This is a genomic window from Clostridium intestinale (genome assembly GCF_035905475.1).
GTDB classification, from domain to species: domain Bacteria; phylum Bacillota; class Clostridia; order Clostridiales; family Clostridiaceae; genus Clostridium_T; species Clostridium_T intestinale.
On the sequence record NZ_CP121166.1, the window covers coordinates 2644967 to 2671006 of the forward strand.

At 29.3% G+C, this 26040-nt stretch carries 17 protein-coding genes and 1 riboswitch; all 17 genes read right to left on the bottom strand.

What is annotated here, in order from left to right:
- Positions 1-268: 268 nt before the first annotated feature.
- The 17 genes from P8F83_RS13625 to P8F83_RS13705 all read right to left on the bottom strand — a co-directional run bounded on the left by P8F83_RS13625 (position 269) and on the right by P8F83_RS13705 (position 26031).
- The gene (locus P8F83_RS13625) at positions 269-1396 is read right to left on the bottom strand and encodes a response regulator (protein ID WP_326511573.1); all 1128 of its coding nucleotides are present in this window, start codon (positions 1394-1396) and stop codon (positions 269-271) included.
- Between the two features lie 130 nt (positions 1397-1526).
- Complete coding sequence (locus P8F83_RS13630) at positions 1527-7343, bottom strand: immunoglobulin-like domain-containing protein (protein WP_326511574.1); 5817 nt, start codon at positions 7341-7343, stop codon at positions 1527-1529.
- Between the two features lie 159 nt (positions 7344-7502).
- Entirely contained in the window at positions 7503-8612 is a 1110-nt protein-coding gene (locus P8F83_RS13635; protein WP_326511575.1) for a response regulator, read from the bottom strand.
- A gap of 14 nt (positions 8613-8626) precedes the next feature.
- On the bottom strand, positions 8627-11674 hold the full coding sequence (locus P8F83_RS13640; RefSeq protein ID WP_326511576.1) for a histidine kinase: 3048 nt from the start codon (positions 11672-11674) through the stop codon (positions 8627-8629).
- A 130-nt stretch (positions 11675-11804) separates the two neighbouring features.
- Positions 11805-12494, bottom strand: coding sequence for a radical SAM protein (locus tag P8F83_RS13645; RefSeq protein ID WP_326511577.1), 690 nt, complete (start codon positions 12492-12494; stop codon positions 11805-11807).
- Positions 12481-13041 carry an ECF transporter S component gene (locus tag P8F83_RS13650; RefSeq protein WP_326511578.1) on the bottom strand — a complete coding sequence of 187 codons (561 nt, stop codon included), beginning with the start codon at positions 13039-13041 and terminating at the stop codon, positions 12481-12483. The genes P8F83_RS13645 and P8F83_RS13650 overlap by 14 nt, the downstream gene beginning before the upstream one ends.
- Positions 13042-13058: 17 nt before the next feature.
- Positions 13059-14018 carry a nucleoside hydrolase gene (locus tag P8F83_RS13655; protein ID WP_326511579.1) on the bottom strand — a complete coding sequence of 320 codons (960 nt, stop codon included), beginning with the start codon at positions 14016-14018 and terminating at the stop codon, positions 13059-13061.
- Between the two features lie 144 nt (positions 14019-14162).
- Positions 14163-14207, bottom strand: a riboswitch (PreQ1 riboswitch).
- 58 nt (positions 14208-14265) lie between these two features.
- On the bottom strand, positions 14266-14937 hold the full coding sequence (locus P8F83_RS13660; RefSeq protein ID WP_326511580.1) for an SGNH/GDSL hydrolase family protein: 672 nt from the start codon (positions 14935-14937) through the stop codon (positions 14266-14268).
- A 23-nt stretch (positions 14938-14960) separates the two neighbouring features.
- The gene (locus P8F83_RS13665; RefSeq protein WP_326511581.1) at positions 14961-15527 is read right to left on the bottom strand and encodes a hypothetical protein; all 567 of its coding nucleotides are present in this window, start codon (positions 15525-15527) and stop codon (positions 14961-14963) included.
- 153 nt (positions 15528-15680) lie between these two features.
- A complete protein-coding gene (locus P8F83_RS13670) occupies positions 15681-16754 on the bottom strand; it encodes a hypothetical protein (protein WP_326511582.1) in 1074 nt (357 codons plus the stop codon).
- Positions 16751-17242, bottom strand: a complete 492-nt coding sequence (locus tag P8F83_RS13675) for an RNA polymerase sigma factor (RefSeq protein WP_326511583.1) — start codon at positions 17240-17242, stop codon at positions 16751-16753. The genes P8F83_RS13670 and P8F83_RS13675 overlap by 4 nt, the downstream gene beginning before the upstream one ends.
- A 159-nt stretch (positions 17243-17401) precedes the next feature.
- Positions 17402-17797 (bottom strand): GtrA family protein, encoded by a 396-nt coding sequence (locus tag P8F83_RS13680; protein ID WP_326511584.1) that lies wholly within the window; start codon positions 17795-17797, stop codon positions 17402-17404.
- A gap of 11 nt (positions 17798-17808) precedes the next feature.
- Positions 17809-18747, bottom strand: a complete 939-nt coding sequence (locus P8F83_RS13685; RefSeq protein ID WP_326511585.1) for a glycosyltransferase family 2 protein — start codon at positions 18745-18747, stop codon at positions 17809-17811.
- A gap of 148 nt (positions 18748-18895) precedes the next feature.
- On the bottom strand, positions 18896-23128 hold the full coding sequence (locus P8F83_RS13690) for a non-ribosomal peptide synthetase family protein (RefSeq protein ID WP_326511586.1): 4233 nt from the start codon (positions 23126-23128) through the stop codon (positions 18896-18898).
- A 114-nt stretch (positions 23129-23242) separates the two neighbouring features.
- Positions 23243-25000, bottom strand: a complete 1758-nt coding sequence (locus P8F83_RS13695; protein ID WP_326511587.1) for a glucosaminidase domain-containing protein — start codon at positions 24998-25000, stop codon at positions 23243-23245.
- Positions 25001-25252: 252 nt separating this feature from the next.
- Complete coding sequence (locus P8F83_RS13700) at positions 25253-25405, bottom strand: hypothetical protein (RefSeq protein ID WP_326511588.1); 153 nt, start codon at positions 25403-25405, stop codon at positions 25253-25255.
- A gap of 194 nt (positions 25406-25599) precedes the next feature.
- Entirely contained in the window at positions 25600-26031 is a 432-nt protein-coding gene (locus P8F83_RS13705) for a hypothetical protein (RefSeq protein WP_326511589.1), read from the bottom strand.
- Positions 26032-26040: the final 9 nt, after the last annotated feature.

Here is a 26040-nt window from a genome sequence, read left to right on the forward strand (position 1 = left end):
TCTCTTAACTATATATCCTATATTTCTATAAATGGAGTTCCTTTTCCATTATGAAATTTAAATCCTACTCTGAATAGTTTATAAAACAATATTGCCTTATTTATTGACATCTTATTAACTATTTTTTTAACCATATACCATATCCCTCCTATAAATATCATCTCTTTTTCCTTATTTTACTACAATATTCTCACAAATTTCTCACAAACTCACACTTTGATTTATCAATTTATCGCCAAATTTCTACAAAAAAAAGAAGTAACAGATATCATAATTCTGTTACTTCTTCTATTAAAGCTATCCGCTTATATAACTCTTTACTAGAGAGGATAAATTCAATTCCTAATTCTTTTTTATATAGTTCATTTATTTTCTTATATTGAGAAATACTTTTTATTAAATTACCTTGTTTATAATATAAATCTATAATTTTTTCGTTTATATTATCATTTAGTGGATTTAACTCTAATAATCTACTAATGTACATTTCAGTTTTATTTAAATCCTCTCTCTCACTATAATAATCCACAATTTTATTTATTAAATCAGTATAATACCTGTTGTAATTTTCTCTTAACTCTGTACACCATGGATAGTCTTTACCTTCAAATAGCTCACTATTACTTAACTTAGCTATTCTTTCTAAATCACATATATTAAAATCAGAATTGTTTCTCATAAATTCATCAAATTTCCATAAGTCGCAATCAAACTCTTCTAAATAAGCTTTATACATACCTTGACTATATTCAATTATGTTTTCTATACCTATTGACTTTAAAGAGTTTTTTAATCTATTTATAGTACTATGTAAATTATGTTCTGCATTTTTAGGCGTAGATTGACTCCAAAACATATCACAAAGCTTCCATTTATCCACCCATTGCCCTCTATTACATATAAAATATGCAAATAATTCCTCTGACTTTGATGTTATCCACTTTATTGTATTCTCCCTTGTTTTATTAAAAACTTTAAAAGTTCCAAAACACTCTACTAAATATTTTTCTTCTGCTTTATTTTCAACGGCACCTTTTTTATTTTTTAATAATCTTTCAATAGAATCATCAATTGCCTCTTCTGATATAGGTTTAAGTATGTAATGTATCGCATTAATTCTAAAGGCTTCAACTGCATACTGATTATAGGCAGTCATAAAAACCACTTGTATATTTTCATCATATTTTTTTATTTTTTCAGCTAAAAGCATTCCATTCATACCAGGCATTTCTATATCAAGAAATACCGCATCTGGTTTATCTAATTGTATATTCTCCCAAGCTTTATTTGAACTTAGATATTCTCCAATTATTTCTATATTTTTGTTTTCAGCTAAAAGCATCTTTATCAGCTGTAGATTCGGTAATTCATCTTCAACAATTATAACCTTAAACATACTGCACCCCTTACTACTTACTAATCCCCTTACATATTATAGCATAAAATTACAATAATTTCTTATAATGAATTCATATAAAGATAAAAACCGACCAAATCAAATGATTTGGTCGGTCAAATATATAGCTTTAATTTTCTTTTGTTTCTTTTCTTCTAACTAAAACTATACCAGCAACAGCTAATATTAATCCTATTGCAAATAATATGTTTATATCTACTAATGATCCAGTTTGTACTAACTTATCACCAGAAGTATTAACAGCCTTCTTTATAGGAGTCATTTGAATATCGTGTCTAACAATCTCCTCTTCTACTGTAATTATACTACTTGTATAATTTTCGTATCCATCTGCTGTAGCTACTATATAGTAATCAGTGTGTGGGAATACCATCCACGCATACTTACCATTAGCATCACTAAATTGAGGATTTAAGTTATCTGCTGGAGGGAAATCATTAACTGTTGGTAATTCAACTAGTGTATGTGGTTTTATTCCCTTATCTCTATTTCTTTGAGTATCAGCATAGTATAACTTAACGTGTGCTCCTGATATTAAATTTCCATTTTCAATGTTTGTTATATCTCCATATGGGTCAATCAAGCAGTTAGCAATATTCAATTCGCCATCATTATTAACTTGGATTTTTGATGTACCAACTTTTATCTTGCTTCCGTCTGGAAGATTATAATAAACAGCTGCGTAATAAGTTTTTCCTTTTTCTAAACCACTGAAGTTAAATACTCCACCATTTTCATTGCTTGGGTTCTCATCTTCTAAAATCCCTGAAACTATATTGCCGTTTTCATCTAGTATAGTCATACTATAATTAGTGTAACTATCTAAATTCTTAACATTTCCAGCAGGATCTTTCATTAGTAGTAATCCAGTTGCAGTGTTTGCACTATCATAACTTTCTTTACCTTCTGAAGAAACAGCGCCTGCATTAGTTTTTTGATTAAATGTAACAGTTTTTGATATATTTCCAATGGTAATGTTTTTAGTAATTTTAACATCGTATTTAACATTTCCCTTAGGAATTGCTATTTTGTACTTACCATCATTTCCTGTTACATATTTAGCATAGAAATCTGGAATTCCATTATTATCAAAGTCTTTAGAAACTTCAACTATAGCTCCTGCAACTGGTTTTCCTGTTGTATTATCTACAACTACTCCCTTAATGCTTCCCGGTGCAAAATGTACTATTGCATTATTAGTCACTGGAACATCTAAGCCATCTACTTTAGCACCAACTGTTACTGTTAACATGTCGTCTCCAGAAACCTTTGAAGATTGTAGAGTAAATAATGCATTTCCATTTGCATCAGTTATAATTGTGTTTCCATTTTTAAGAGTACCACTAGTTACATTTATAGTAACAGTTTTTCCTGGTACAGGTTTATTGTTTTCATCTAATACTTGTACTGTTAGGGTTGTAGAATCTTCCCCGTCTCCTACTATTGAGTTAGGTGAAGCTGTTACTGTTACTCTGTACTTAGATACATAAACATCTTGAACTTTTTCTTTATCTGTTGGTTTAGTAGGTTGAAGATTTACTTGTGTCTGTTGCTCAAGTCCATCCTTATTTACTATAACCTTGTATAAACCTGTCTTTTGATCTTTGAATGTATAGTTTCCATTTTCATCTGTTGTAGTAGTTCCAATAGTTTTGCCATCAGCGTCAACTAGTGTTACTTTAGCATTTGTTACTGGTCCGTTTGAAGTTTGAACCTTACCTTTAAGATCTAATGTTTTTGGCATTGACTTATCAATAGTAAAGTTAACTACTGTAGTATTACCAGCCTTATCTTTTACAACTAAAGTATGACTTCCTTCTTCAGTTACTGGATTACCTGGCTCATATGGTTTTCCATCTAGAGTTGCAGTTCCTTCATTAAATTGTGGTGTCATATCTTCTTTGTAAGTTTCTCCAGATTTAAGGTTAGTAACTACTGGAGCTGTCTTATCAATTATGAAAGTTTTTGTAGTAGTATTTCCAGCACTATCTTTTACTACAAGTGTGTAAGTTCCTTCTTGTGTTATTTCTGTTCCACTAGTAAATGGTGCTCCATTTAGTGTTGCTGTACCTTCATTAAAGCTTACATTCACTTTGTTATTATAGTGGTTACCATCTTCAACTCCACTAACTACTGGAGCTGTTTTATCAATTACAAAAGTTCTTGTAGAAATATTTCCTGCTTTATCAACAACATTAATTGTATATTGTCCTTCTTCTGTAACTTTGCTTCCACTTTCAAAAGGTTTCCCATTTAGTGTTGCTGTACCTTCATTAAAAGTTACTTCAACATCTTTATTATAGCTTTCACCATTTTCAACTCCATCTATAATAGGAGCAGTTTTATCAATAGTGAAGTTCACTGTACTTACATTTCCAGCTTGATCCGTTACAACAAGTTCGTAAGTTCCTTCTTCTGATATTTTGGTACCAGATGTATATGGTTTTCCATTAAGAGTTGCTGTCCCCTTATTAAAGGTTACATTAACATCTTTATTGTATTGACCATCTTGTAGAACATCACTAACTGTTGGGGGAGTCTTATCAATTACAAAGTTCACTGTACTTACATTTCCAGCCTCATCAGTTACTATTAGCTGATAAGTTCCTTCTTCTGATATTTCATCTCCAGATACATATGGTTTTCCATTAAGTGTAGCTGTACCTTCATTAAATTTAGGTGCAACTGGTTTATTGTAATACGCATTATCAGTAATATCTGATAGTTTAGGAGCAGTTCCATCAATGTTAAAGTTAACAGTAGTGGTATTTCCAGCTTTATCAACAACAACTAAAGTATGGTTGCCCTCAGTTTCTATCTTGTTTCCTAAAGTAAATTCTTCATTATCTAAAAATACTGTACCCTTAGTAACTTCTGGAATAACACCTGGCTTGTAGCTTTGTCCTTCAACTATATTAGATACAGTTGGTGGGATTGTTTCTACTATAATACTACTGTTATCAGTAGTTGTAGTTACTTCTTGAGATACATTATTGCTCTTATCTTTTATAGAACCTATCTCAAATTCTACAACTCCTTGAGTATCTTCTTTTTCAACTACATAAGTAGCTTGATAGTTGTTACCTGAAAGTTTAGTAACTGTAGCTTCTTTTCCTAAAATAATTACCTTAGGATTCTCACTTAGCTCTTCACTCGCAGTAAATGTTAATGTAATAGTATCTCCTTCTTTAGCATAGTTTGGAGATTTAGCATTGTCTGAATTAATTTTTACATCGCTAACGGTTGCTGGAATACTGTCTTGAACATTTACAGTGAACTTAGCTGGAAGTGAATATCCATACCCATCGTAAGCTTCATATGTAAATTCAGCACTTCCTACAAACTCTGAAGCTGGTCTAAATATAAGTGTATCCAAACCTGCTGCCGATATTTCATCATTAACTTTAATTGTTGATTCATTATAAATTAGGATTCCATTATGAGGTATTGATGTGATTTTTATCTTAGTTAAATCACTTCCTTCACTATCACTATAGAGTGAGGTGAAATCTTCTAACTTAAATCCTAGATCAGTATTTTTTTCTAAGGATTTACTTCCATCAGTTAATACAGGAACATTATTTGGTGCAGCCTTAACTATAACTGTGAAAGTCTTTGTTGATGTTACTCCATTATTGTATACAGTAGCAGTTAAAGTAACTGTCTTATCTCCTTCAACAATATTAGGTCTAGTAACTTCTCCATATTTAGTTATAGCTGGATCAGATGAAGTCCATCTAATTAATGTATTATCAGGTCCTGTAGTAGGTAATGTTATATTCTTTGTTACACTATTCTCATTATCCCCTTGTTCATAACCTATGTTTACATTATCTTTAGCGTTATTAGCTTCTTGTTGAACATCTTTCACAGTAAATGTTCTAGAGAATTTGTCTGAATAACCATCAGCTGTCTTTACAACTAAAGTTACAGTATAATCTCCTGCTGATTTCCCTGAAAAATCTGTCATAGGAGTTGAACCTGAGTAAATCTCTTGTCCATCTTTAAATACTTTCCAAACTTTTTCAGTTATTACTCTTCCTTGAGGATCATAACTATTATCTACAATTGTTATATCTTTATTAATCGGAGTATAAAGAACTTCAGGTGCAATAATAAAGCTTGCAATTGATTTTTTAGTAGAATCTGAAACAGTTGAGATATATTTAACTGAAGGATTACTCCAAGCATCATCATAATCTTTTACTGTTAATTGTACTAAATATTGCTTATTTGCATCTAAAGAGCTTGGAATTTGCCCATCAATCCATGTAGATGAAGTTACTTCTCTCCATTGCCATTTTACATCTGCTATTCCTCTATCAGATTGACTTTGTCTATCTAAATCAAATGATTTATCTGTAAGAGCTACAGTATAAGTTCCATTGTCATTTTGTAAATCAAAATCAAATGAAGCTATTGGAAGTCTATGAGCATAAACTGTGTTAGGTGTAACTACATTATCTCTAAAAGTAATGTCATATTTACCTGGTTTATCAAAAGTTGCCTCTAAACTATCCATGTACTGACCATCAAAAGTTGCTTTTCCCATAGCATTTTCATAATATGTATCATCGTGATTAAATTTCCATCCTCCTAATGGGTAATCCTCATTAGCAGTATCTTCTTTGTATTCACTTGGAGTAACCGCAACATCAATAGGTTGTCCTATCAATACTTTAGTAGCTCCGCTACTTTCTTGATTTAACACATTATATATGTATGTAGCTATTTTATCAATAGACTCACTATAATTAGTATTATCAACATAAATACCATTAGAATTATTTTTAGCTACTAAATCTTTAGCTTCTGCTTCATTTGCACTAGTTCCCCAACCTATATAATGTAAGTTTTCACTCGTTATTCTAGATTGAATTTCACCATATGCAGTAGAATCATGGAAATCTGAGTCTGAAGTATCATTTAAGTTAACAACAAACTTCTTTGAAGCTATTTCCCATTCAGGTTCTTTAATCAGATCTTTAAACTTCTTATAACTTGTAGTTTTCATGCTTAAATTATTAAACTCAAAGTAAGATAAAATATTACATCCATGAGATGTATAGCTTGCTATAGGTCCAAAACCATTACCATATTCACTATCTAGTTGTAAGTTATCAATGGTTTTATTACCATTATCCCACATACTTATAGAGTTTTTAGTAGTTTCTATTTTTATTACATGCTTTGAGGATGAATCCTTATTATAGCTTCCAATTAATTCAACACCTGAATAATATTGTAGCCCATAGCCATATTCATCATTGTGAAAATTATTTGCATTTACATCATTTATCTTATATAGAGCTACCCCATACTCAGTAAATAATATTGCATATCCATTTAGGATTCCGTTCTCATTAATGTCTGTATTGAATAAGAATCCGCCACCCTCCATGCTATGGTAGTTTATACCAGCTTCATTTATTTCAAATTCAAAACTTTTCTTTGAATTTGATTTGTTTGGCATATACATAAAATCTTTATAACCAGGTCGTCCATATCCATAAAAAACAATGTTTTTACCATCATTTTTTACAATTATGTGTTGATTATCTGCTGGATTTGGTTTTCCATCTCCATTTGGATAATTGTCTTCTCCCCAGTTACCCTTGTGATCATAAATATTCCACGCGAAAGTATCTTCCGCACTTACCGCTTCTGATTTTAAACCAGAAATTTTTATCCTAGAATCTTGTACACCAAGCGAACTAAGTTTTGCCTTTAAGTCTGCTTCAAAACTAGTTGAATCTACAGAGCTGTCTCCAACCGTCAGTACTATGTCGGCATTAAATTGAGGTTTTAAAGAAATTTCGACATCATTATTTTCTGCTGCATTTGCTATAATCCCATTAAATAGGTTTGAAGTAAATATTGCAGAAACTAATAGTGATGAAATCTTCTTTTTTGTCAATTTACTCATCCACTTTCCCCCTTTCGTAATTTCTTTTTACATAATCTATATTACTCTATTATTCTAAACAAATTCTAAACAATATTAATTATCTATTAATATTGAATGCAAAAATAAAAAAATCCTATTAAGATATTAAAATTCATCTTAATAGGACAACAATTGATATTATTTTTTAACCAACGTATTGTAGTAATTAACTACATCTTCAGTTAGATGTACACCGTACTCTTCTTTAACTATATTCTCTAATTTGGTAAATTGCTTTTTCAAATCACGAATTTCTTTTTTAACATAGTGACACTTAAATAATAGTTTTATACCCTCGTCATAAAATGGATCTACTTTTATAAGTTTTTCCAAATATTCTATAGCTTTATTAAAGTCATTTTTCTCCATATAATAAGCTCCAATACTAGTAACTAGTTTTAAATATTTATGTTTTAAATTTTCTTGCATATCCATAGCCCATACATATGCATCTTCTTCTAAATAATCACCTACATAAAGTTCGAATATTTTTTCATATTCACTTATATTAGCATCTGATAATATATATTTTTTATTTAAATATTTATTAAATCTCCACAAATCACAATCTATATCGATATCTTTTATAATATACGAATTATTAGCATACTTTATAGTATCTTCATAACCATATTTAGAAAGAAGTTTTCTAATTCTATATATAGAACTCTGAAGATATATGAGTGCGTTCTTTAAGTCAACATCAGCCCATATCTTATCAATTAGTTTTTCTTTATGTATAGGAATCCCTACGTTCTCTATTAGGTAAGCTAACAGTTCTCCATCTTTTGAAGTTCTCCATCTTACTGATTCTTCCTCATTAAAAACCCGAAATTTTTTAAAAAACCTAACTTTTAATTCATCTTTCTTTATTTCTTTTTGAGTTTTTATAATTTTTAATACTTTCTTTATTGTTTTTTCTAACCTTTCTACTCTTATCGGTTTTAAGACATAATCTATAGCATTAGCTTCAAATGCATCATAAGCATAGTTATCATAAGCTGTTATAAATACAACTTCAATATTAGGCTTTATCTCAATCATCTTTTCAGCTAATGATATTCCACTTATACCTTGCATTTCAATATCTAAAAAAGCTAGTTGTATGTCATGTTTTTTAATCATTTCTAAAGCTTTATTAGGATTGGTAGTAGCTTCAACAACTTCTAATTCATTAAAACCCTTTATAGTATCCCGTATCTCATCTAGTGTGAACTGTTCATCATCTACAATAATACTTTTAATCATAATTCTCCCCTAAACTAAATTCTAAAATCACCTAGTGGAACTCTTATAATAATCTCTGTTCCTTGATTTAAGTTACTTACTATGTTTAATCCTGAACCATAACTTTTTATAAGCCTACTATTTATATTTTTAACTCCTACACCTGCTTTTTCATCTTTTCCATCAAGAAGATTAGCTAATCTATTGGATTCTATACCTACCCCATCATCTTTTACCCGTATAATAACCTCTTCTCCATCTTTATAAATACTTAATTCAATATTTCCTCCATCTATTTTACTAAGTATCCCATGTCTTATAGCATTTTCAACTATTGGTTGTATTACCAATGATGGTATCTTAATATCTATATTTTCATCTATATTATATTCTATGTTAAGCCTATCTCCAAAACGCTCTTTTTCAATAGCTACATAGGTTTTAACTAAATCTATCTCCTTTTTTATAGGAGTAAAACTTTCTCCAGAAGAAAAATCAAAACTATACCTTAAATAGTCACTAAAATCTAATAGTATCTTTTTAGCTTTTTTAGTATCTCTAGTAATCATAGAAGATATTACACTTAAAACATTAAAAATAAAATGTGGTTTTATTTGGGCTTTTAAAAAATCCATCTCAGAATTTATAAGCGCATTAAAAGATTCTTTAAGCTTTATAAGATTATTAACCCTCATTCTAAAAACATTCATATCATAAGGTTCTACGATTATATCATTAACCCCTAAATCTAATGCCAAAGAAACATTTTCGGAATATGACCTATCAACTATTATTAAAATAGGTAAATCCATTTTATTATATTTTTTTCTTACCTCTGTTACTAATTCATATCCAGATCTATCAGGAAGTATAGAATTTATTATTAATAAATCTTCCTTTATTCCTTTATCTAATACTTCAATAAAGTCTTTAACAGATGCCAAGTTATTTACATTATGTCCATCAATAAGTAAAGAATTAGTTATAACTTTTCTATTTACTGAGTTTGGTTCTAGAAGCAATATAGAATTATCTCCTAAAGGAATATTAGCATGTTTAATATCTTCAATTATTAGATATGAACTTTTCTCCTCATAACTTATAACTTCACTACTAAGATTATTTGCTATTGGTAAAATCACACTAAATTTAGTGCCTTCTTCTTTGCTTGATTTAAATTTAATATCTCCCCCATGAAGTTTAGTAAGTTCTTTAGCTACAAAAAGTCCTATATCAGAGTGTTTTTTCTGATGAAATATTGCATTTTCATCATTTATCCACTTAACACCATTAAATATATCATCTTTTTCATCAATAAAAAGTTCTTCATTAATAATATCAACAATAACCTCTTGATTACTTATATATAAACTAACTATAATTTTCCCTCTAAGTGTATAAAGAAGCAAAGTATCTATCAAATTATAAAAAATTTGTCTTACTCTTTTATCATCACCTAATATAATTGCACCAGAGCCTTTAACTCTATTTTCTATAACTATAGGTTTATCTTTAATGGTATATGCAGCTATGTTGATAACAAAAATTAACTGACTTTTTATATTTACTGGTTTCTCTTCCTTTATAACATATCCGTTAGTAATATTAGAGTAATCCTGAATATCATCAACTAAAACATCTAACTTTTCTCCTATATTCCATATCATTTCAACATTTTCTCTTTGATTAGAATTTAAGTTTCCAGCCACACCATCCATAAGAGATTTTGCTATATTCACTATACCTTGTAATGGCAACTTAAGTTCATGGGAGGTTTTTTCCAAAAACTCGTCCTTCCTTTTATCCAATATTTTCAATTTATTAGATAAATCCTCAATAGTTTTTACTGAATTATGATATCTATTTGAAATTACTACTCCCTGACTTATTACGAAAGTCAACATATATATAATATATAAAGAACTTAGTTGTTTTTGATTATAGGTATTATAAACCGCAATAAAAGCTAAACATATTATACTAAATAAAACTAAAAACTTTGTTTTTAAGTCTTCATGTTTTTGAATGAAACTTTTTATTAAGCAATAAAGAAAATATAATAATAGAAAACTTCCAGGAACCGCCTGTATCCTTCCAAGGTCAATGGTTCTAGATAGAGGCGTAAATAATATTATAAAAGCATAAATTATTGTCATTAACTCATAAAGTTTTAATATCTTTTTTGAAATATCTATAAAATAGTTAAATTTAACATATCTTAATAACAAATAAGAAGAAAACATCTGAAATATTAAGGCAATTTTAAAAAGATCGTCCATAGATAAATTCGGAAAAATTTTTAAAATTATCATATCATCAGCTAATGCTAAAAAAATAAAATTTAATAAACAATACATCGCTAATAAAAAACTTGAGTTGTATTCTTTTCTCTGTATAGAAATACTAGCAAAATACAAAAACATCATAAAAAGGCTTACTACACAAAATATATCTGTAAATAAGTATTTTTCCCTAAGATTAATAATCTCATCTGCTGAACCTATGTTGATAACTTTTAATATACCACTTTTTAAAACATTCTCATTCTCTATCTGTATTATTACATCAAAATTATCACTTTTTACATCAAATAATGTAAAATCAGATGTCAAAAGTCTATCTCCATCTGTATATTCAACAGCCTTAATATCGCTTTCATTATTATCATTAATAAAAACTCTAGCTTTTCCCCATATATTATTAAACTTTATTCCAAGTTTTTGGTTGGCTTTATCTAATTTAACCCTTAGTCTATAAGTTGCCTTTCCTTTAGAGGGATAGTTTTTGCCATTTTCATCAACATATTTAGTCCATGATTTAGGCACGATATTATAAATAGGTTTTATATCATTATTAAAGTCTTCTGGATAAAGGAATTTATCCCAATAAAATTCCCATTCCCCACTTACTGATAATGGATCGCTCTCCTGTAAATTAACATTACTTAAATCTAAATATCCCTGCTTAATCTTTATGTTATTTGTGCTTCTAGATTTTGCAATAAAGAAAATAGTTGTACTTATTACAAAAGTAACTGTAATAAAAATTAATATATCCGTTTTATCTTTTAAAATCTTTTTCATTCCTAATATCCAATCATAATATTTATATAATACTATTATTATATATCATAAAAAACTTATGCGCTTAAAATTTATGTCGAATTTATTAATTAAAAAGAAAAAACTGCTACATTTTGTAACAGTTTTTTCTTTAATCCCCCACACCAAAGTCCGTATTATGATAAAGCACCTCAATATACGGGTTCTCATTTAAATGTGAATATTCTTTTTTAAACCAACTCACTAATTCTTCATCTCTTTTAATCTCTGTAGTATTTTCTACAAATACATTTATAGTTCCATATTTAAAATACTCTATTAGAATGTTTATATCTCTTCTAATCATTTCTTTGCTTTGCCCTTTTATTCCAACCATTAAACATACAGATTGAAATTTTTCTGCTACTTCCTCTGGTGTTATAAATCTTGCATTTTTATTTAGTATATTATTTCTAAAATAGTAGTCGAAGCTCTCTACCCCTATTTTAAAAATTATAGGAATATTAAAGTACTCTTTCATTTCTTCAAGTCTATTTTTATAACACCAGTGGCTTTCCATAAATAACTTATTAATTTTCTTTTTTTCTATTATTTCTTTGATGTAAGACAAAGTATCCTTAGGTATCTCAAAGCAACTTCCTGAATTAATTACTTCCAAAACTCCAAATTCACCAGTTACTTTATCTAATACCTCTCTATTTAATTTATTTATTTCCTCTTCATCTTGACCATTATCATCAATATAATCACAAAAGCTACACTTTCCCCATACACAAGGAAATGCTTTAAGTAAAACTATTTCTCTTTTATTTTTATTAGTTATTTTATTATATCTCTCCATAACTTCTCTCTTTTAATCCTTTTGGAACTACATCCATTATTTTAAGCACTAAAGCTACAGCTATAGCTTTATCTAAAATATCACTTATAATCTGAGTTGAAAATACCCCTGTTACTACATTAACCCCTGCTTCTTTTAAATACATTACAATAAATGAACTTCCTGATGAAGTTATTCCACCAAAAACATAAGCTGCTATTAATGAAGCCATAACTGACCCAACTAAAGTCACGACTAAGGTTCCTAAAACAGCAAGCTTTCCTTTAAATAAACCTTTTTTATAAAGCAAGCCTGCTGTTAAACCTATTATTATTTGGACAGGTATAAAATATAAAGATACAGGGTCAAAGCTAACTCCATTAATTATAGAAGTTACAGCTCCCGTTAATATTCCAGCTATTGGTCCAAAGAAAAATGCGGACATAAAAGTTCCAATGGTGTCTAAATATATAGGTAGTTTTAACCCTACAGCTATAAATCCTCCTGCTATATTAAATACAACACCTAACGCCATTATTATTAATTTAAAAGTATTATTATTTTTCATTTTCTATCTCCTATTAATTAATTATTGTCTACTATTTTTTCTATCTCTTCTTTATAATCTTCAAAAAGAGTATTAAGGAAATACTTCATAAATTCCTTTGAATTTACATCAGTCAATACTCGTACATTCTGCTTTTTTCTATAAAAGTCTGCTACATCAACAACAGTTTGTCCTACCGCAATTCCATCCGTAACTATATCCATGTAAGAAGTAAAGCCTTTGCATAAACTTCTGTCAATAAAATAAGCCACAGCTAAAGGATCATTAATTACACAACCTAATGTTCTTTCCTGTTTCCAATGAAAATCCACATAGAATCTTGTAATATCCACGACAAACCTTCCTATATCCCCACCTATTTGGTTAATAAGCTCAATATAGTTTGGGGTAAGTACCACCTCTCTAGTTACATCTAATCCCACCATAGTAAAAGGAATCTTCAAGTTATCTAAAACCACTTTAACAGCCTCTGGATCAACCCAGTAATTAAACTCAGCCACAGGTGAACAATTTCCATGAGATTTAAAAGCACCTCCCATAGATACTATTTCCTCTAAACTATTAAAAACTTCCTTATCTTTTTCTATAGCTTTCGCAAGATTAGTTAAAGGTCCTAAAGCAATTATGCTTACATCTCCTTCTTTAGCTTTTTCTAAAATAAAATCTACTCCACCGTACTCTATTAAATCTTCATTAAAGGTGTAATTAGTTCCTCCAAGGCCATCCAAGCCATGTGTATCCTCTGCTGTAACTAACTTTCTTACTAAAGGATATTCTTCTCCAACATATATTTTTATCTCCTCTTTACCTAAAAGCTTCAAAATCCTTTTAGCATTTTTAGCCCCTTGTAAGGCAGGTACATTTCCAGAAACTATAGTTATGCCTAAGATATCTAATTCATTAGATTTTATAGCTAAAATTAAGGCCAGAGCATCATCAATTCCTGGATCACAATCAATTATTACTTTTCTTTTCATTTACACTCTCCTAATTTTTATAAAAATAAAAGGGATGGTCTCCCATCCCTAAAAATTAATCATAACTAATAAAACCTCTAGGCATATACCTAGAGGTTCTTAAATCACAAGTAATAAAAGCCAAACAAAAATAAATGCTTAAGCTAATTCCTAGTTTTTTATAGAGGGATGGTTACGAACCTCTCCTAGAATTTCTCCTAGAATCTATATTTAATTGTTTTAAGTATAAATGGTTTTATATATTTTTTCAAGATAAACTTTTTTCAATTATTAAAGGTTTAATTTCTTTAGTAATCCTAACATATGCTTCCTCAGTAAGGTGTAATCCGTCAGTTGTGTACTCATCATATATATTACCACTCTCTTTATTATATAAAACATCAAAGACATTTTTAAAGGTTATATTATCAAATCTTTTACAAATCAATTCTATCTCTTCATTTAAAGCTTTTATTATTCTATTACTTCTTAAAACTTTACCCGCCTTTGGACCATTTGATTCCTCATCGCATGGATGAACAGATAAAACTATTATTTCCACTCCTTCAAGATTATTAGAAATCATTCTTATTAATTCTTGAATATTATAAGAGATATCTCTAGGGCTTCTCATGCTTGCATTGCCCAAGTCGTTAGTACCTACCCCTAACACAACAACCTTAGGGTTGTATTTAATAACGCCTTCATCAATAATCCACAAAAGAGTTTCTGAAGTAAATCCCCCTACTCCTGAATTATATTTAGTTTTTATCTCTGGATAAAACCTATCTATATCATATAATTCAGTTATAGAATCCCCATAAAAAACTACTCCACCTGGGATTGCTTCTTTATTATTTACCATAATTTCTTTTATTAAATCTATTTGATTTTCTCTAAGTTGATATATTCCATCACTGTATTTCATATCTTCTCTCATCTATTACAATACCTCCTTTTAAACTATTGAGTTAAAGATTTTAATATTTTATTATACTCATCTCTATTATTTTCATCATTTACAAACATATGCCCATACCCAAAGGTTCCTCCACGAGTAAACCCATAAGTAGTCACATATTTAGCCCAAGTGCATTCATCACTTATTTTCTTTCCATCTTCTCTCATATCCGTAAAATGTATTTCATCTTCTCTATCTGGATCAGAATTCTTTTTAGATTGAGTAACTGTGAAAACTTCAAGCTTATCTGGATCATACCATATTTGCTTTACCACAGGTAATTCCTTCACTGAATCACTTAAATATACGCCATAACTTTTAAATCTTTCTGGTAAATATTTAGGGGTCAACAACTTTTCTCCATACTTATCTGTAATATCTTTTTCTTCTGCTTTATAATATTGAAAACTTTCAAGATCTTCTGAGATATCTTTTAGCATAATATCACTTTTTTTAATCTCATTCACCACAGCTTTAGTAGTATTTTCTTTTAAACTACATCCTCCAACAACAGAAATAAGTCCAAATAGCAATAAATAACTAACTATTCTTAATGCTGATTTCCTCATATATTTCACTCCTCATAGCTTATATTCTCTCTTCTATTTCTCCATAACTTTACTATTAATATAATAACACATTTTCCTTATATTAGTATAATACACTTAAAATACAAGTATATAATGCAACAAAGAGTTGCTTAAACAGCAACTCTTTTTATCCTACTTAACATATTCATCTAAAATTTTTTTAAAATCCGCATTAACCTCATGTCTTGAAATAAAACTTATATTTGGATAGTATTCTGAAGTAAAATACACACCTTTTTGATTATAGATTCTAATAGTTACTGAATTTCCTAAAGCATCTCCCACAGAACCTTCATAGCTTGGTGTTGAATTTTGCGTATCTTTAATTTCATTAGTATTCATAATCATATCTACTTCAATTGGTATTTGTATCTCTTTAACTTCTTCAATATTATTAAATGTAATAGTATTACTTGAACTTGTATTATCTTTATAATCCGGAGGAAGTTCTTTAGGTTCATTTTTTACTTCTGGTACAACTTGCTCTTTAGATTTTTTGTAGTTAAATAATTTATTAAAATATTTATCACTTGAATCTGGGATTATAGAATAATAATTATAAAATTCCAATATCCTAGATTTATCAGTAATTTCATTTATTATACTGTTTCCGTTTTTTATAAATTGAATTTTTGAAATATCTTCACCCTTATTTATCCCATAAAGCTCAAGATAAGCCTTTGTATCTTCATCCTTATTATTTATATAACTATCAAACCAAAAGAATTTAAAAAGTTTATATTCATTATCTACCTTTACAGCAACAATTCCATCACAACCAGCTGGAATATATCTATAAACCTCTTTTCCTATTAAAGATTCATCAACACTTGTAGAAATAGTCGTAAGTTTATCCCCAATATCTTTATTATTAATTGTGTTTGGAAATTTAAACTCAGCTTTTTCACCTTCTGATAAAATATTATAGGTCTTATTCTCGATTTTAAATTGATTTGTAACTCTTGCAATATTGTCTTCTATAATAAAATCATCATTTACGTAACCTTTTTTATTTAAATTATAAAATACTAATGTTCCACCAAACACAAGAACTAAAATCAATAGAGGAATTGCTCTTTTTGCATATATAAACATATATGGAGTTTTGTCATTAGAGTTATTCAGTACATTTACTAACATTCTTTGTTTTGCTCCATAACTAGGCTTTAAATTTTCAAAGGATTTTTTTAATTCATCTTCTTTCATCTTAAATCCCCCTCCATTTCAACTTTAAGAAGTTTTCTTCCTTTATGAAGATATCCTTTTATAGTAGATAGATTTTTATCTAAAATCTTTGAAATCTCCACAGTAGAGTAACCTTCATAATAGTACATATATAAAGCTGTTTTATATTTTGAGGGAAGTTTCATAACCTTCTTTATAGTATCATCAATATAAAATTCCTCATTATGTGCTACCTCATTAGCATAATCTATATCAACTGTTTTTCTCCAAAAATTTTTGAAAAAATCTTTACATAAGTTCGTAGAAGTTCTAATAAGCCATGCTTTTTCATGTTCGAAACTTTCAAACTTCGTATTATCCCTCATAAGTCTAATAAAAGTATTTTGTACCATATCCTCGGTATCATGCTGATTTTTCATATACAAAACACACACCCTGTAGACAGTATTTACATGTCTATCATATATTTCTGAAACTTCTTTATTTGTGCGCACAAAAGAATCCATCATTTCACTTCCCCCTTCACTAATAATACGATTGAAATAGGAAAAAGGTTTAAATATATTTTATGCATAAATATAAAAAAAGTCGAGGACTATCACTAAGTAATATCACTCAACTTTTATACTTTAAATGTGTAAAAAATTACACTTTAAATGTGCAAAAATTTATACTTTAAAGGTGTATATTTTATTTAACAAGTAATTGATAACTACAGTTATACAAGTAGTTATTAACTGTGCTATAGTACTATTTAAACTAAGCTGCTTAACCAAAACCATAAGAAGCCCTGTACTAACTGCTAAAGATAATAAATTTACTAAAGCAAACTTTATGAAATACATCTTAGACTCATTATTAACTTTAAATACCCAATTTTTACTCCAAATAAACCCGTTTATCATACCACATATATATCCTATTATATTAGCTACTAAATAATTAATTCCTAGTCTTAATAGAATATTATACACAACAAAGGTTATTAATGTGTTTGAAACTCCTACAATACCGAATTTTATGAATTCTTTTTTCCCTTTAATAAAATTCACTATATCAATCACACTTCCACCTTCTATTCCATATTTACTTCTTTCTCTATTACATATAGGGGTCTTCCTTTACTTTCATCATATATTCTGCCTATGTATTCACCTAAAACAGAGATACTTAATAATTGAACCCCGCCTAAAAATGTTACAGCAGTCATTATTGATGCCCATCCAGATACCACATTAATATCATTTGCTAGTTTTCTGATTAAAGCATATAAAAATATAATTAATGATATAGAAACGCAAAACATTCCTAAAGAACCCATAATTTTAAGAGGTTTTGCTGAAAAAGATATTATACCATCTGAAGCAAACTTTATCATTTTCTTTAATGGATATTTAGTCTCTCCTGCAAATCTCTCATCTCTTTCATATTCAATAGGTGTCTGCTTAAATCCTACCCAGCTAACCATTCCGCGAACAAATCTATTTCTCTCATTCATAGTTTTAAGCACATTAACTACATCCCTATCCATTAGCCTAAAATCCCCAGTATCTAAAGGTATGTCTATATCAGTCATCTTATCTAAAATTCTATAAAACACTCCTGCTGTTAATAGCTTAAAAAAAGATTCACCCTTTCTCCTTTTTCTCTTAGCATAAACAACTTTATAACCATCATTCCATAAATCAATCATTTTAGGAATAAGTTCTGGTGGATCTTGCAAGTCAGCATCTATTACAACCACAGCATCTCCCTTTGCTTTATCTACACCTGCAGTAACTGCAATTTGATGTCCAAAATTTCTTGAAAAACTTATTATTTTGGTATTTTTATCTTCTTCAGCAATCTTATTTAGGATCTCAAATGTCTTATCCTTACTTCCATCATTAACAAATATAAACTCATAATTTATCTCATTATCATCCATCACTTTTTTCAATCTTTTATAACATTCATCTGCAACTTTTTCTTCATAATACATTGGAACTACAATAGAGATTAATTTACTGCTCATTTCTGCCTCCAAACAAAATATATATCAAATTATTATACCATAATAATCCAAATTATTCACATTAAATAATAAGTTTTACTACAGATAAGAGCTGCTTAATATTTCAAAGCAGCTCTTTAAAAACTTATTTATTCCAAACTTCTCTTTTCTAAAACACCCCAACCCCCTTAATATACTCCTCATCCACACAATTCCATTCAAAACCCACTCCCTTAAGAAATTCTTTAGTGAAGTTTGATTTTATGTTTACACTTAAAGTATTTATATTTTCCTTTATACCATTTAAATATAGATATAAAACTCCCACCTTGTCCTCTTCTTTATTATCATTAACAATATTGTAGAAATCGCTAGTTGATATTGTGTTTAATTTCTTATTAAGCATATCAAATAACTTTATATAACTTATTTCATTATGGTTTATTAAATGAAATACTCCACAGCTTTCAGTAAATTTAGCTATTTTAATCACTGCTTCTGCACATTTATCAACAGGAGTAAGATCAATTATGGAGTTTTGGAGTTCTTTACATGTAACCCCTAGCTTATGGATTGCAAGGGTTCTATTTATAAATCCATTGTCCTTAGGATTTTTCTGAAATCTCCCATCCCCTTCTCTCCACATTAAGTTACCAACTCTTAAAATACATACATCTAAACCCTTCTCCATTGAATCAATAACAGCTTTTTCAGCTAAATACTTAGTGTGAATATATACATTATCCTTATAAGCTTGACCTATATAAAGATTGTTTTCACTAAACTCTGGCATCTTTTGACTTTGTTTTATAGTCCCTTGTCCTGAAACGCTCATAGTAGATATGTGATACATCCTAGCTCCTGACTTTAAGCAGAATTTTATAACTTCTTCTGTTCCTTTAACATTGGTTTTATAAAAATCTTCAAAAACCCCAAAATGCTTAATATTGGCAGCCGTATGAATAACTGTATCTATTTCATTTCTTTCCTTATTATATATATCTAATTTTAGTCCTAAATTATCCTCTCTTATGTCACCTATTACACAGCTTATTCTCCTTTTCATATTAACTACATCTGATTTATCAAAGTAATATTCTAGGGAACTATAAAACCTCTTTTCATCTCTTACTAAACAGGTTACCTTAACATCTTTATAACTACTTAAAAGTTTAAATAATATATGTGTTCCCAAAAATCCACTTGCCCCAGTTAATAAGACATTTCTCATCTCTTTTTTATTATTAAACTCCCTAAATCTATTAGAAATATCCAAATAATCTAAATCATTATACTCATTAACTTCACTCTTTCCCTCTTTTAATCCAGAGGCAAGTTGTCTTATTGTTGGGTATTTATAGATTTCTTCTATCTCAACCTTTATATCTTGCTTTTCAGCTAAAATCTGTAGTTGAATAGCTATTAATGAATCTCCCCCAAGATCATCAAAGAGATTGTCATCAATACCTATGTTTTTAGTATCAAACAAATCACAAAAAATCCCAGCTATTTTTTTCTCTAAATCATTTCTTGGAGCTACAAAGTCTTTAGTTCGTATATTATCAAGTTCTGGCTCTGGAAGATTATTTCTATCAACTTTACCATTAGGAGTTATAGAAAAAGCCTCTACTTTTATAAAATATGTTGGAACCATATATTCAGCTAAAGTTTCCTTAAGAAAGCTTTTAACCTTTTGTGTTTCTATATCTTCTTTAGAAACATAATAAGCACATAAATGCTTGTTACCACTCTTATCTTTATAAACATTAACTATAGCTTGACTTATACCCTCATATGCCTCAATCTTTTTCTCTATCTCTCCAGCCTCAACTCTAAATCCTCTTATTTTGATTTGGTTATCTATTCTTCCCAAATATTCTATATCCCCACTCTTTGTCCACTTTCCTAAATCCCCTGTTCTATACATTCTCTCTCCTAAAACAAAAGGATTTTCAATAAATCTTTCTTTCGTTATTTTCTCGTTATTAATATAACCTGCTCCAACCCCAGCTCCAGATACATACATCTCTCCCTTTTTACCTACTGGTACAGGCTTCATGTATTTATCCAAAATATAAATCATAACATTATCACTAGGAACCCCTATTGGAACAGATTCCTTATTATCTCTAAAATAATCATATTTATAAATCATACATCCAACCACCGTTTCTGTAGGGCCATATTCATTATAAATCTCTATATTTCCTTTAAATTCTTTATAGACTTTTTTAGCTACCTCAGTCTTTAAATCTTCCCCGCCTACAATAAGTTTATTAACTCTATGTTTTTCTTTATTGTGCACATTTTTAAGAAGGTTTAAATGAGTTGGGGTAAGTTTCATAACGCCTACCTTGTCCTCCTCAATAATTTTATCTAGAGTTCTCTTTATATTTTCATTTCTATATATTATTATGGCTGCCCCTGATATAATTGGTGTAAAAATTGAGGTAACTGTTAAATCAAAAGAATATGGAGTAAATAAAGGAAAGTTAACAGCCTTATCATCACAATAAACCTTTTTTGCCCACAAAATATAATTAACAACTCCACTATGAGTTATCATAGCTCCCTTAGGTTTACCTGTAGAACCAGATGTATAGATTAAATAAACAAGATTTTTTGAATCATAGCTTATATCTAAATTAGAAACCTCTTCTTCACATTCACTAAGCGTATCCATACATATACACTGACTATTTAAAAGCTTACCTTTAAACTTAGAAGAAGATAACACCATTTTAGTTCCACTATCCTCTATCATATATTTTATTCGCTCCTCTGGATAATCTGGATCTATTGGTAAATAAGCCCCGCCTGCTTTTAAAACTCCTAATATCCCTATAATAGTTTCAAATGACCTTTCTAATAATAATCCCACTATTACATTAGGGCCCACTCCTTTACTCCTAAGAATTAAAGCAAGGTCATTACTTCTATTATTTAATTCTTTGTAGGTTAAAAATTCCCCCTCATATTCCAGTGCAATATTATCAGGAGTTTTTTCTACCTGCTCTTCAAAAAGCTCATGTATACATTTATTCCTTGGGTAATCAGCTAAAGTATTATTAAACCCGTATAGTAAATTATACCTTTCCTTATCACTAACTAACTCCATTTCATAGAGCCTTAAACTCACATTCTCAATTCCTTGATTTATAAAAAGCATTAAAGTATTATATAAATCTCCAATCTCCTCTTCTGTAAATAACTCCACTAAATAATCAAAATTCAAAACCAAAACACCTAAGTCATCCCTATCATCTATATGTAAACAAATAGACTCTAACAAATGCCCATTAAAATACCACTTAGTCTTAAAATTATCACCTTCATCACACTTAACAATCTTAGCATTTTGATAAGACACACTAATATCATAAAGATTATTCTTAATCTTATGTTTTTTTCTTATCTCAGACAACAAAACACCATAAGGATATCTTTGATGACGAAATACCTGCCTGTGTTCTTTCCCTATAATCTTACATAACTCCAAAAAGGTATTGTTTTTATCTATTTCTATTCGCATAGGAACAGTACTTACATACATTCCACTTGTTGCTTTCTCTCTTTTATCCCTTCTATTTAAAACAGGAACTCCTAAAGTTACATCCTTAATATCAAAAAATCTCTCGATATATATTCCTATAGCAGCTTCAAATAAAACCCCAGGAGAAAGCAAATTTTCTCTACAAAAATTCTTTATCTTATCTAAACTTTCTTCATTAATAATAAAAGTTTTTCTACTTGCCAAAGTACTATAAAAAGCCTTATCCCTTGTCTTCATTGAGGAGAAAGTAGGCTTATATTGAAACTTTTCATCACAATACTCCTTGTCCTTTTCATATTTAGATGAAATTAGATAATTATTTTCACTAACTACATACTCTATATAAGAAGGCTTAACCTCAAAAGCTAACTCTTCTCCCTCCATTAAGACTTTATAATACTCCATAACTTGAGAAGCAATTAAAGCCATAGTCCATGCATCAGCTATAATATGATGAATTTTAAGATAAAACCCAATCTCCCCATCAAAAGCTCTTATAATAACAACCTCAAATAAATCTTCTTCATATAAATTAAAGGGAGTCCTCATATTCTTATTAACCCACTTTTCCTGCTCCTCTTTAGATTTACCATAAAAATCAACCATCTTAAAATTCCTAAAGCTATAACTAGAAACATACTGCACAGGATTAAAATCCATCATTTTAATATGAATCCTAATAGAATCATTAACCTCTATTAGTTTATTAATAGCTTTTTCCAAAACCTTTACATCAACCTCCTCATTAAAAAATATTGTTCCTCCTATACACCCAATAGGAGTTTCCTTAACGACCATTTCAGTTTCCCATATACCTCTCTGTGGATGTGTTAAATTAAAATATTCCACAACAACCTCTCCTTTTACATAAAAATACATATTTTATTTTTTATACCAATATTATACCAAAAAAAAGAGCTACTCAATGAGTAACTCTTAAGATTTTTTATAAATTTTTACAAATTATTTATAAACAGGAATGTCGAAGACTAATTTTGCATCAGGAATCTGATCAAACATCTTTTTAATATTTGCCACCTGATTAGTAGCCCATTTAACATCAGTAGCATATTGATGTACACCAGGTATGCCTGGATTCCATCTCATTTTATATATTGTATCCTGTTTATAGCTAGAATTTATATATGATGATGAGGTAAATTCAGCCCCACCATATATCGCCAAGTCTATACTTGTCCATCCTTTAGAATATGCATATTGAGAACCAGCACCATCTGGATTACTATCTATTGCACCTATCCCAAATAAATTATAAACTTTAGCCCCATTAACATCTATTCCTTTTGCTAAATGTGAAGTTCCATTTCCAGTTTCAAGAATAGCATGGGAAGCTAGATAAATTGGATTAATATTGTACTTTTTAGCTGCATCAATAAACACTTGTCCTTTTCCAGATAAAACACCATCAGCTCTAAACAATGAATTTAATTGCTGCGCCGTTGTACCCTCAACATAACTTAATTTTAAAAATTGATATTTATAAGTGTCAGTATTTCTACTAAGGCTTGTGTCTAAATTAAGTATTAGCTGATCTTTTATTATATTATAAACATTAGCATCCTCTACAAAAGTTGTAACATTTGCACTAGGGTAATAATAATAACCTTGTTTACCACTATTAACTTTTGCATATCTCCACTCCCATTGATTACCGCTATTTACCATTTGAAGTGCTGGCTCCCTAGATAGTTGTATATTAACCATATCATTTAATGAAATATTATAATTAGTATATACATAGCTAATATTAGAGCCTCCATTATTAGGTGCTTCATCTTTAACTATCCTAATTTTTAATGCTTCTATTCTTTTACTCTGTCCTGTAGTTCCTGCTGTTTGTCCATCTTTAACCCAGTTTTGCCAGCCTATATCTTGTACATGAGCCCTATACTCTACATGATAACCATTAGGTAGTCCATTAGCTTTAATTTCTATGGCTTCTATTCTTCTATCATTCCCTATAGCTCCAGTAGTAGTACCACCTGAAACCCATCCAAGCCATCCTTTTCCTTCTATATGAGTTCTGTATGTAATATTTGCTCCTGAAGGGGCATTTTCTAAAGAAACATTAATTTTTTCAAGTCTAAGTCCTTCACCTATCGTACCAGTCATTTCTCCATTAGACATACTATCTTGTAGTCCTATGTTTTGTATCTCAGACTGATATTTCACACCTAAACTTGAAGTATTTACTTCATTATCATTTACTATTTTAACCCTTAATGCCTCTACTCTTTTACTTTGTCCTGTAGTTCCTGCTGTTTGTCCATCCTTAACCCAGCTCTGCCAACCTATATCTTGTACATGAGCTTGATACTCAACATGATAATTACTAGGTGCTCCTTCTAATTTTATTTCAATAGCCTCAATTCTAAGAGACTTATCCTTAGTACCTGCATATTGGTTTGAGGATAACCAGTTAGTCCACCCAATATTTTGAATATGTACTCTATATTTTATGGACATTCCCGAAATAGGGTTAATCAATGCTATGTTTATTCCTTCTAATCTAAGACTTTTACCTTCTGTCCCCATAAGTTGTCCATCATAAACTCTTTGCTTATCACCTATGTTCTGAACATGAGCTGAATATCCTATACTTACATCACTTGCGGCTTTCGCTTCAATCATCTTTAAATTAAATATGGTAGTTGCAGAAGTTAAGGCAACTATAATTCCTAATTTCTTAAATCTTTTCACCTTTCTCCTCCACTATTCATAATATGTTACTTAAGTTATTGAGTTAATCCTTCAGCTATCTTATTTACCATAGCTTTATAATAACTGGTTGATCATAAGATTGTCCATAAAATTGGGCATAAAACTAATTGGTAATTTTAGTCAATATAATATACTAAAGTTTTTTATTCCCTAATTATGAACTGAAATATGATATATTTTAAGAAAAAGCATCCATAGAAACATTTGATATTGTCTCTATGGATGCTTTATTTATAATAAAGTTCCCTTAATTACACTTATTATTGCAATTGCAAAAACCATAAATATAATAATTAAATTGATATTTTTAAAAACATATTCTACCATGAAACTTATTATCATGGACAACACATTTGTTTTTAATAGTTTTCTTTCTTTATTCATTACCTTTGATAATACAATATACAAATAATATTATTTTTGAAACAAGAAACAAAACTACAAATATCTTGTAGAATAAGTCTTTAATACTAACAAAACAAATACAGATATAATGAAAAATATTTTATCTGCATTATACAACAGCAGCACTCACATTATCAAATACTCTATTGTTTTTAGTCAAATAGTTTCATATACTACTCCTGTCTCCCCCCTTCTTCCTTTATATATTTATAATAATGTTTAATAGCACTATCAACTATTTCACAAAACTTTACATTAGCGTTAGGATGTACAGCTCTTAGCTCGTTTACCATTCTAATACTATTAGAACTAAACGATAAATTTTTTTTAACCTTACTATTTGGCATTTCAGGAATTACTTCATGTACAAAATTACTCTTAACCTCACTTTTTTCACCTGTTTTTTCTATATCTTCACTTTTAGGTTCTCCATCACTTATATTATCTACTACTGATGAATCGCCTAACTTGTCTCTTACTAAATCTGCCACATTGTAATTTTTTACAAATTCTGCATCCTTATCATCTTCGAAACCAACAACAGATTCCAGTTTCTCTTCCTCTTCTTCCTTTAATAATTCTTCCTTACCTCTACTCTTCCCCAAACTTTGTCC

Coding starts and splice junctions, on each gene's coding strand:
- P8F83_RS13625 (WP_326511573.1), bottom strand. CDS start 1,396: ATGTTTAAGGTTATAATTGTTGAAGATGAATTACCGAATCTACAGCTG.
- P8F83_RS13630 (WP_326511574.1), bottom strand. CDS start 7,343: ATGAGTAAATTGACAAAAAAGAAGATTTCATCACTATTAGTTTCTGCA.
- P8F83_RS13635 (WP_326511575.1), bottom strand. CDS start 8,612: ATGATTAAAAGTATTATTGTAGATGATGAACAGTTCACACTAGATGAG.
- P8F83_RS13640 (WP_326511576.1), bottom strand. CDS start 11,674: ATGAAAAAGATTTTAAAAGATAAAACGGATATATTAATTTTTATTACA.
- P8F83_RS13645 (WP_326511577.1), bottom strand. CDS start 12,494: ATGGAGAGATATAATAAAATAACTAATAAAAATAAAAGAGAAATAGTT.
- P8F83_RS13650 (WP_326511578.1), bottom strand. CDS start 13,041: ATGAAAAATAATAATACTTTTAAATTAATAATAATGGCGTTAGGTGTT.
- P8F83_RS13655 (WP_326511579.1), bottom strand. CDS start 14,018: ATGAAAAGAAAAGTAATAATTGATTGTGATCCAGGAATTGATGATGCT.
- P8F83_RS13660 (WP_326511580.1), bottom strand. CDS start 14,937: ATGAGAGAAGATATGAAATACAGTGATGGAATATATCAACTTAGAGAA.
- P8F83_RS13665 (WP_326511581.1), bottom strand. CDS start 15,527: ATGAGGAAATCAGCATTAAGAATAGTTAGTTATTTATTGCTATTTGGA.
- P8F83_RS13670 (WP_326511582.1), bottom strand. CDS start 16,754: ATGAAAGAAGATGAATTAAAAAAATCCTTTGAAAATTTAAAGCCTAGT.
- P8F83_RS13675 (WP_326511583.1), bottom strand. CDS start 17,242: ATGATGGATTCTTTTGTGCGCACAAATAAAGAAGTTTCAGAAATATAT.
- P8F83_RS13685 (WP_326511585.1), bottom strand. CDS start 18,747: ATGAGCAGTAAATTAATCTCTATTGTAGTTCCAATGTATTATGAAGAA.
- P8F83_RS13700 (WP_326511588.1), bottom strand. CDS start 25,405: ATGAATAAAGAAAGAAAACTATTAAAAACAAATGTGTTGTCCATGATA.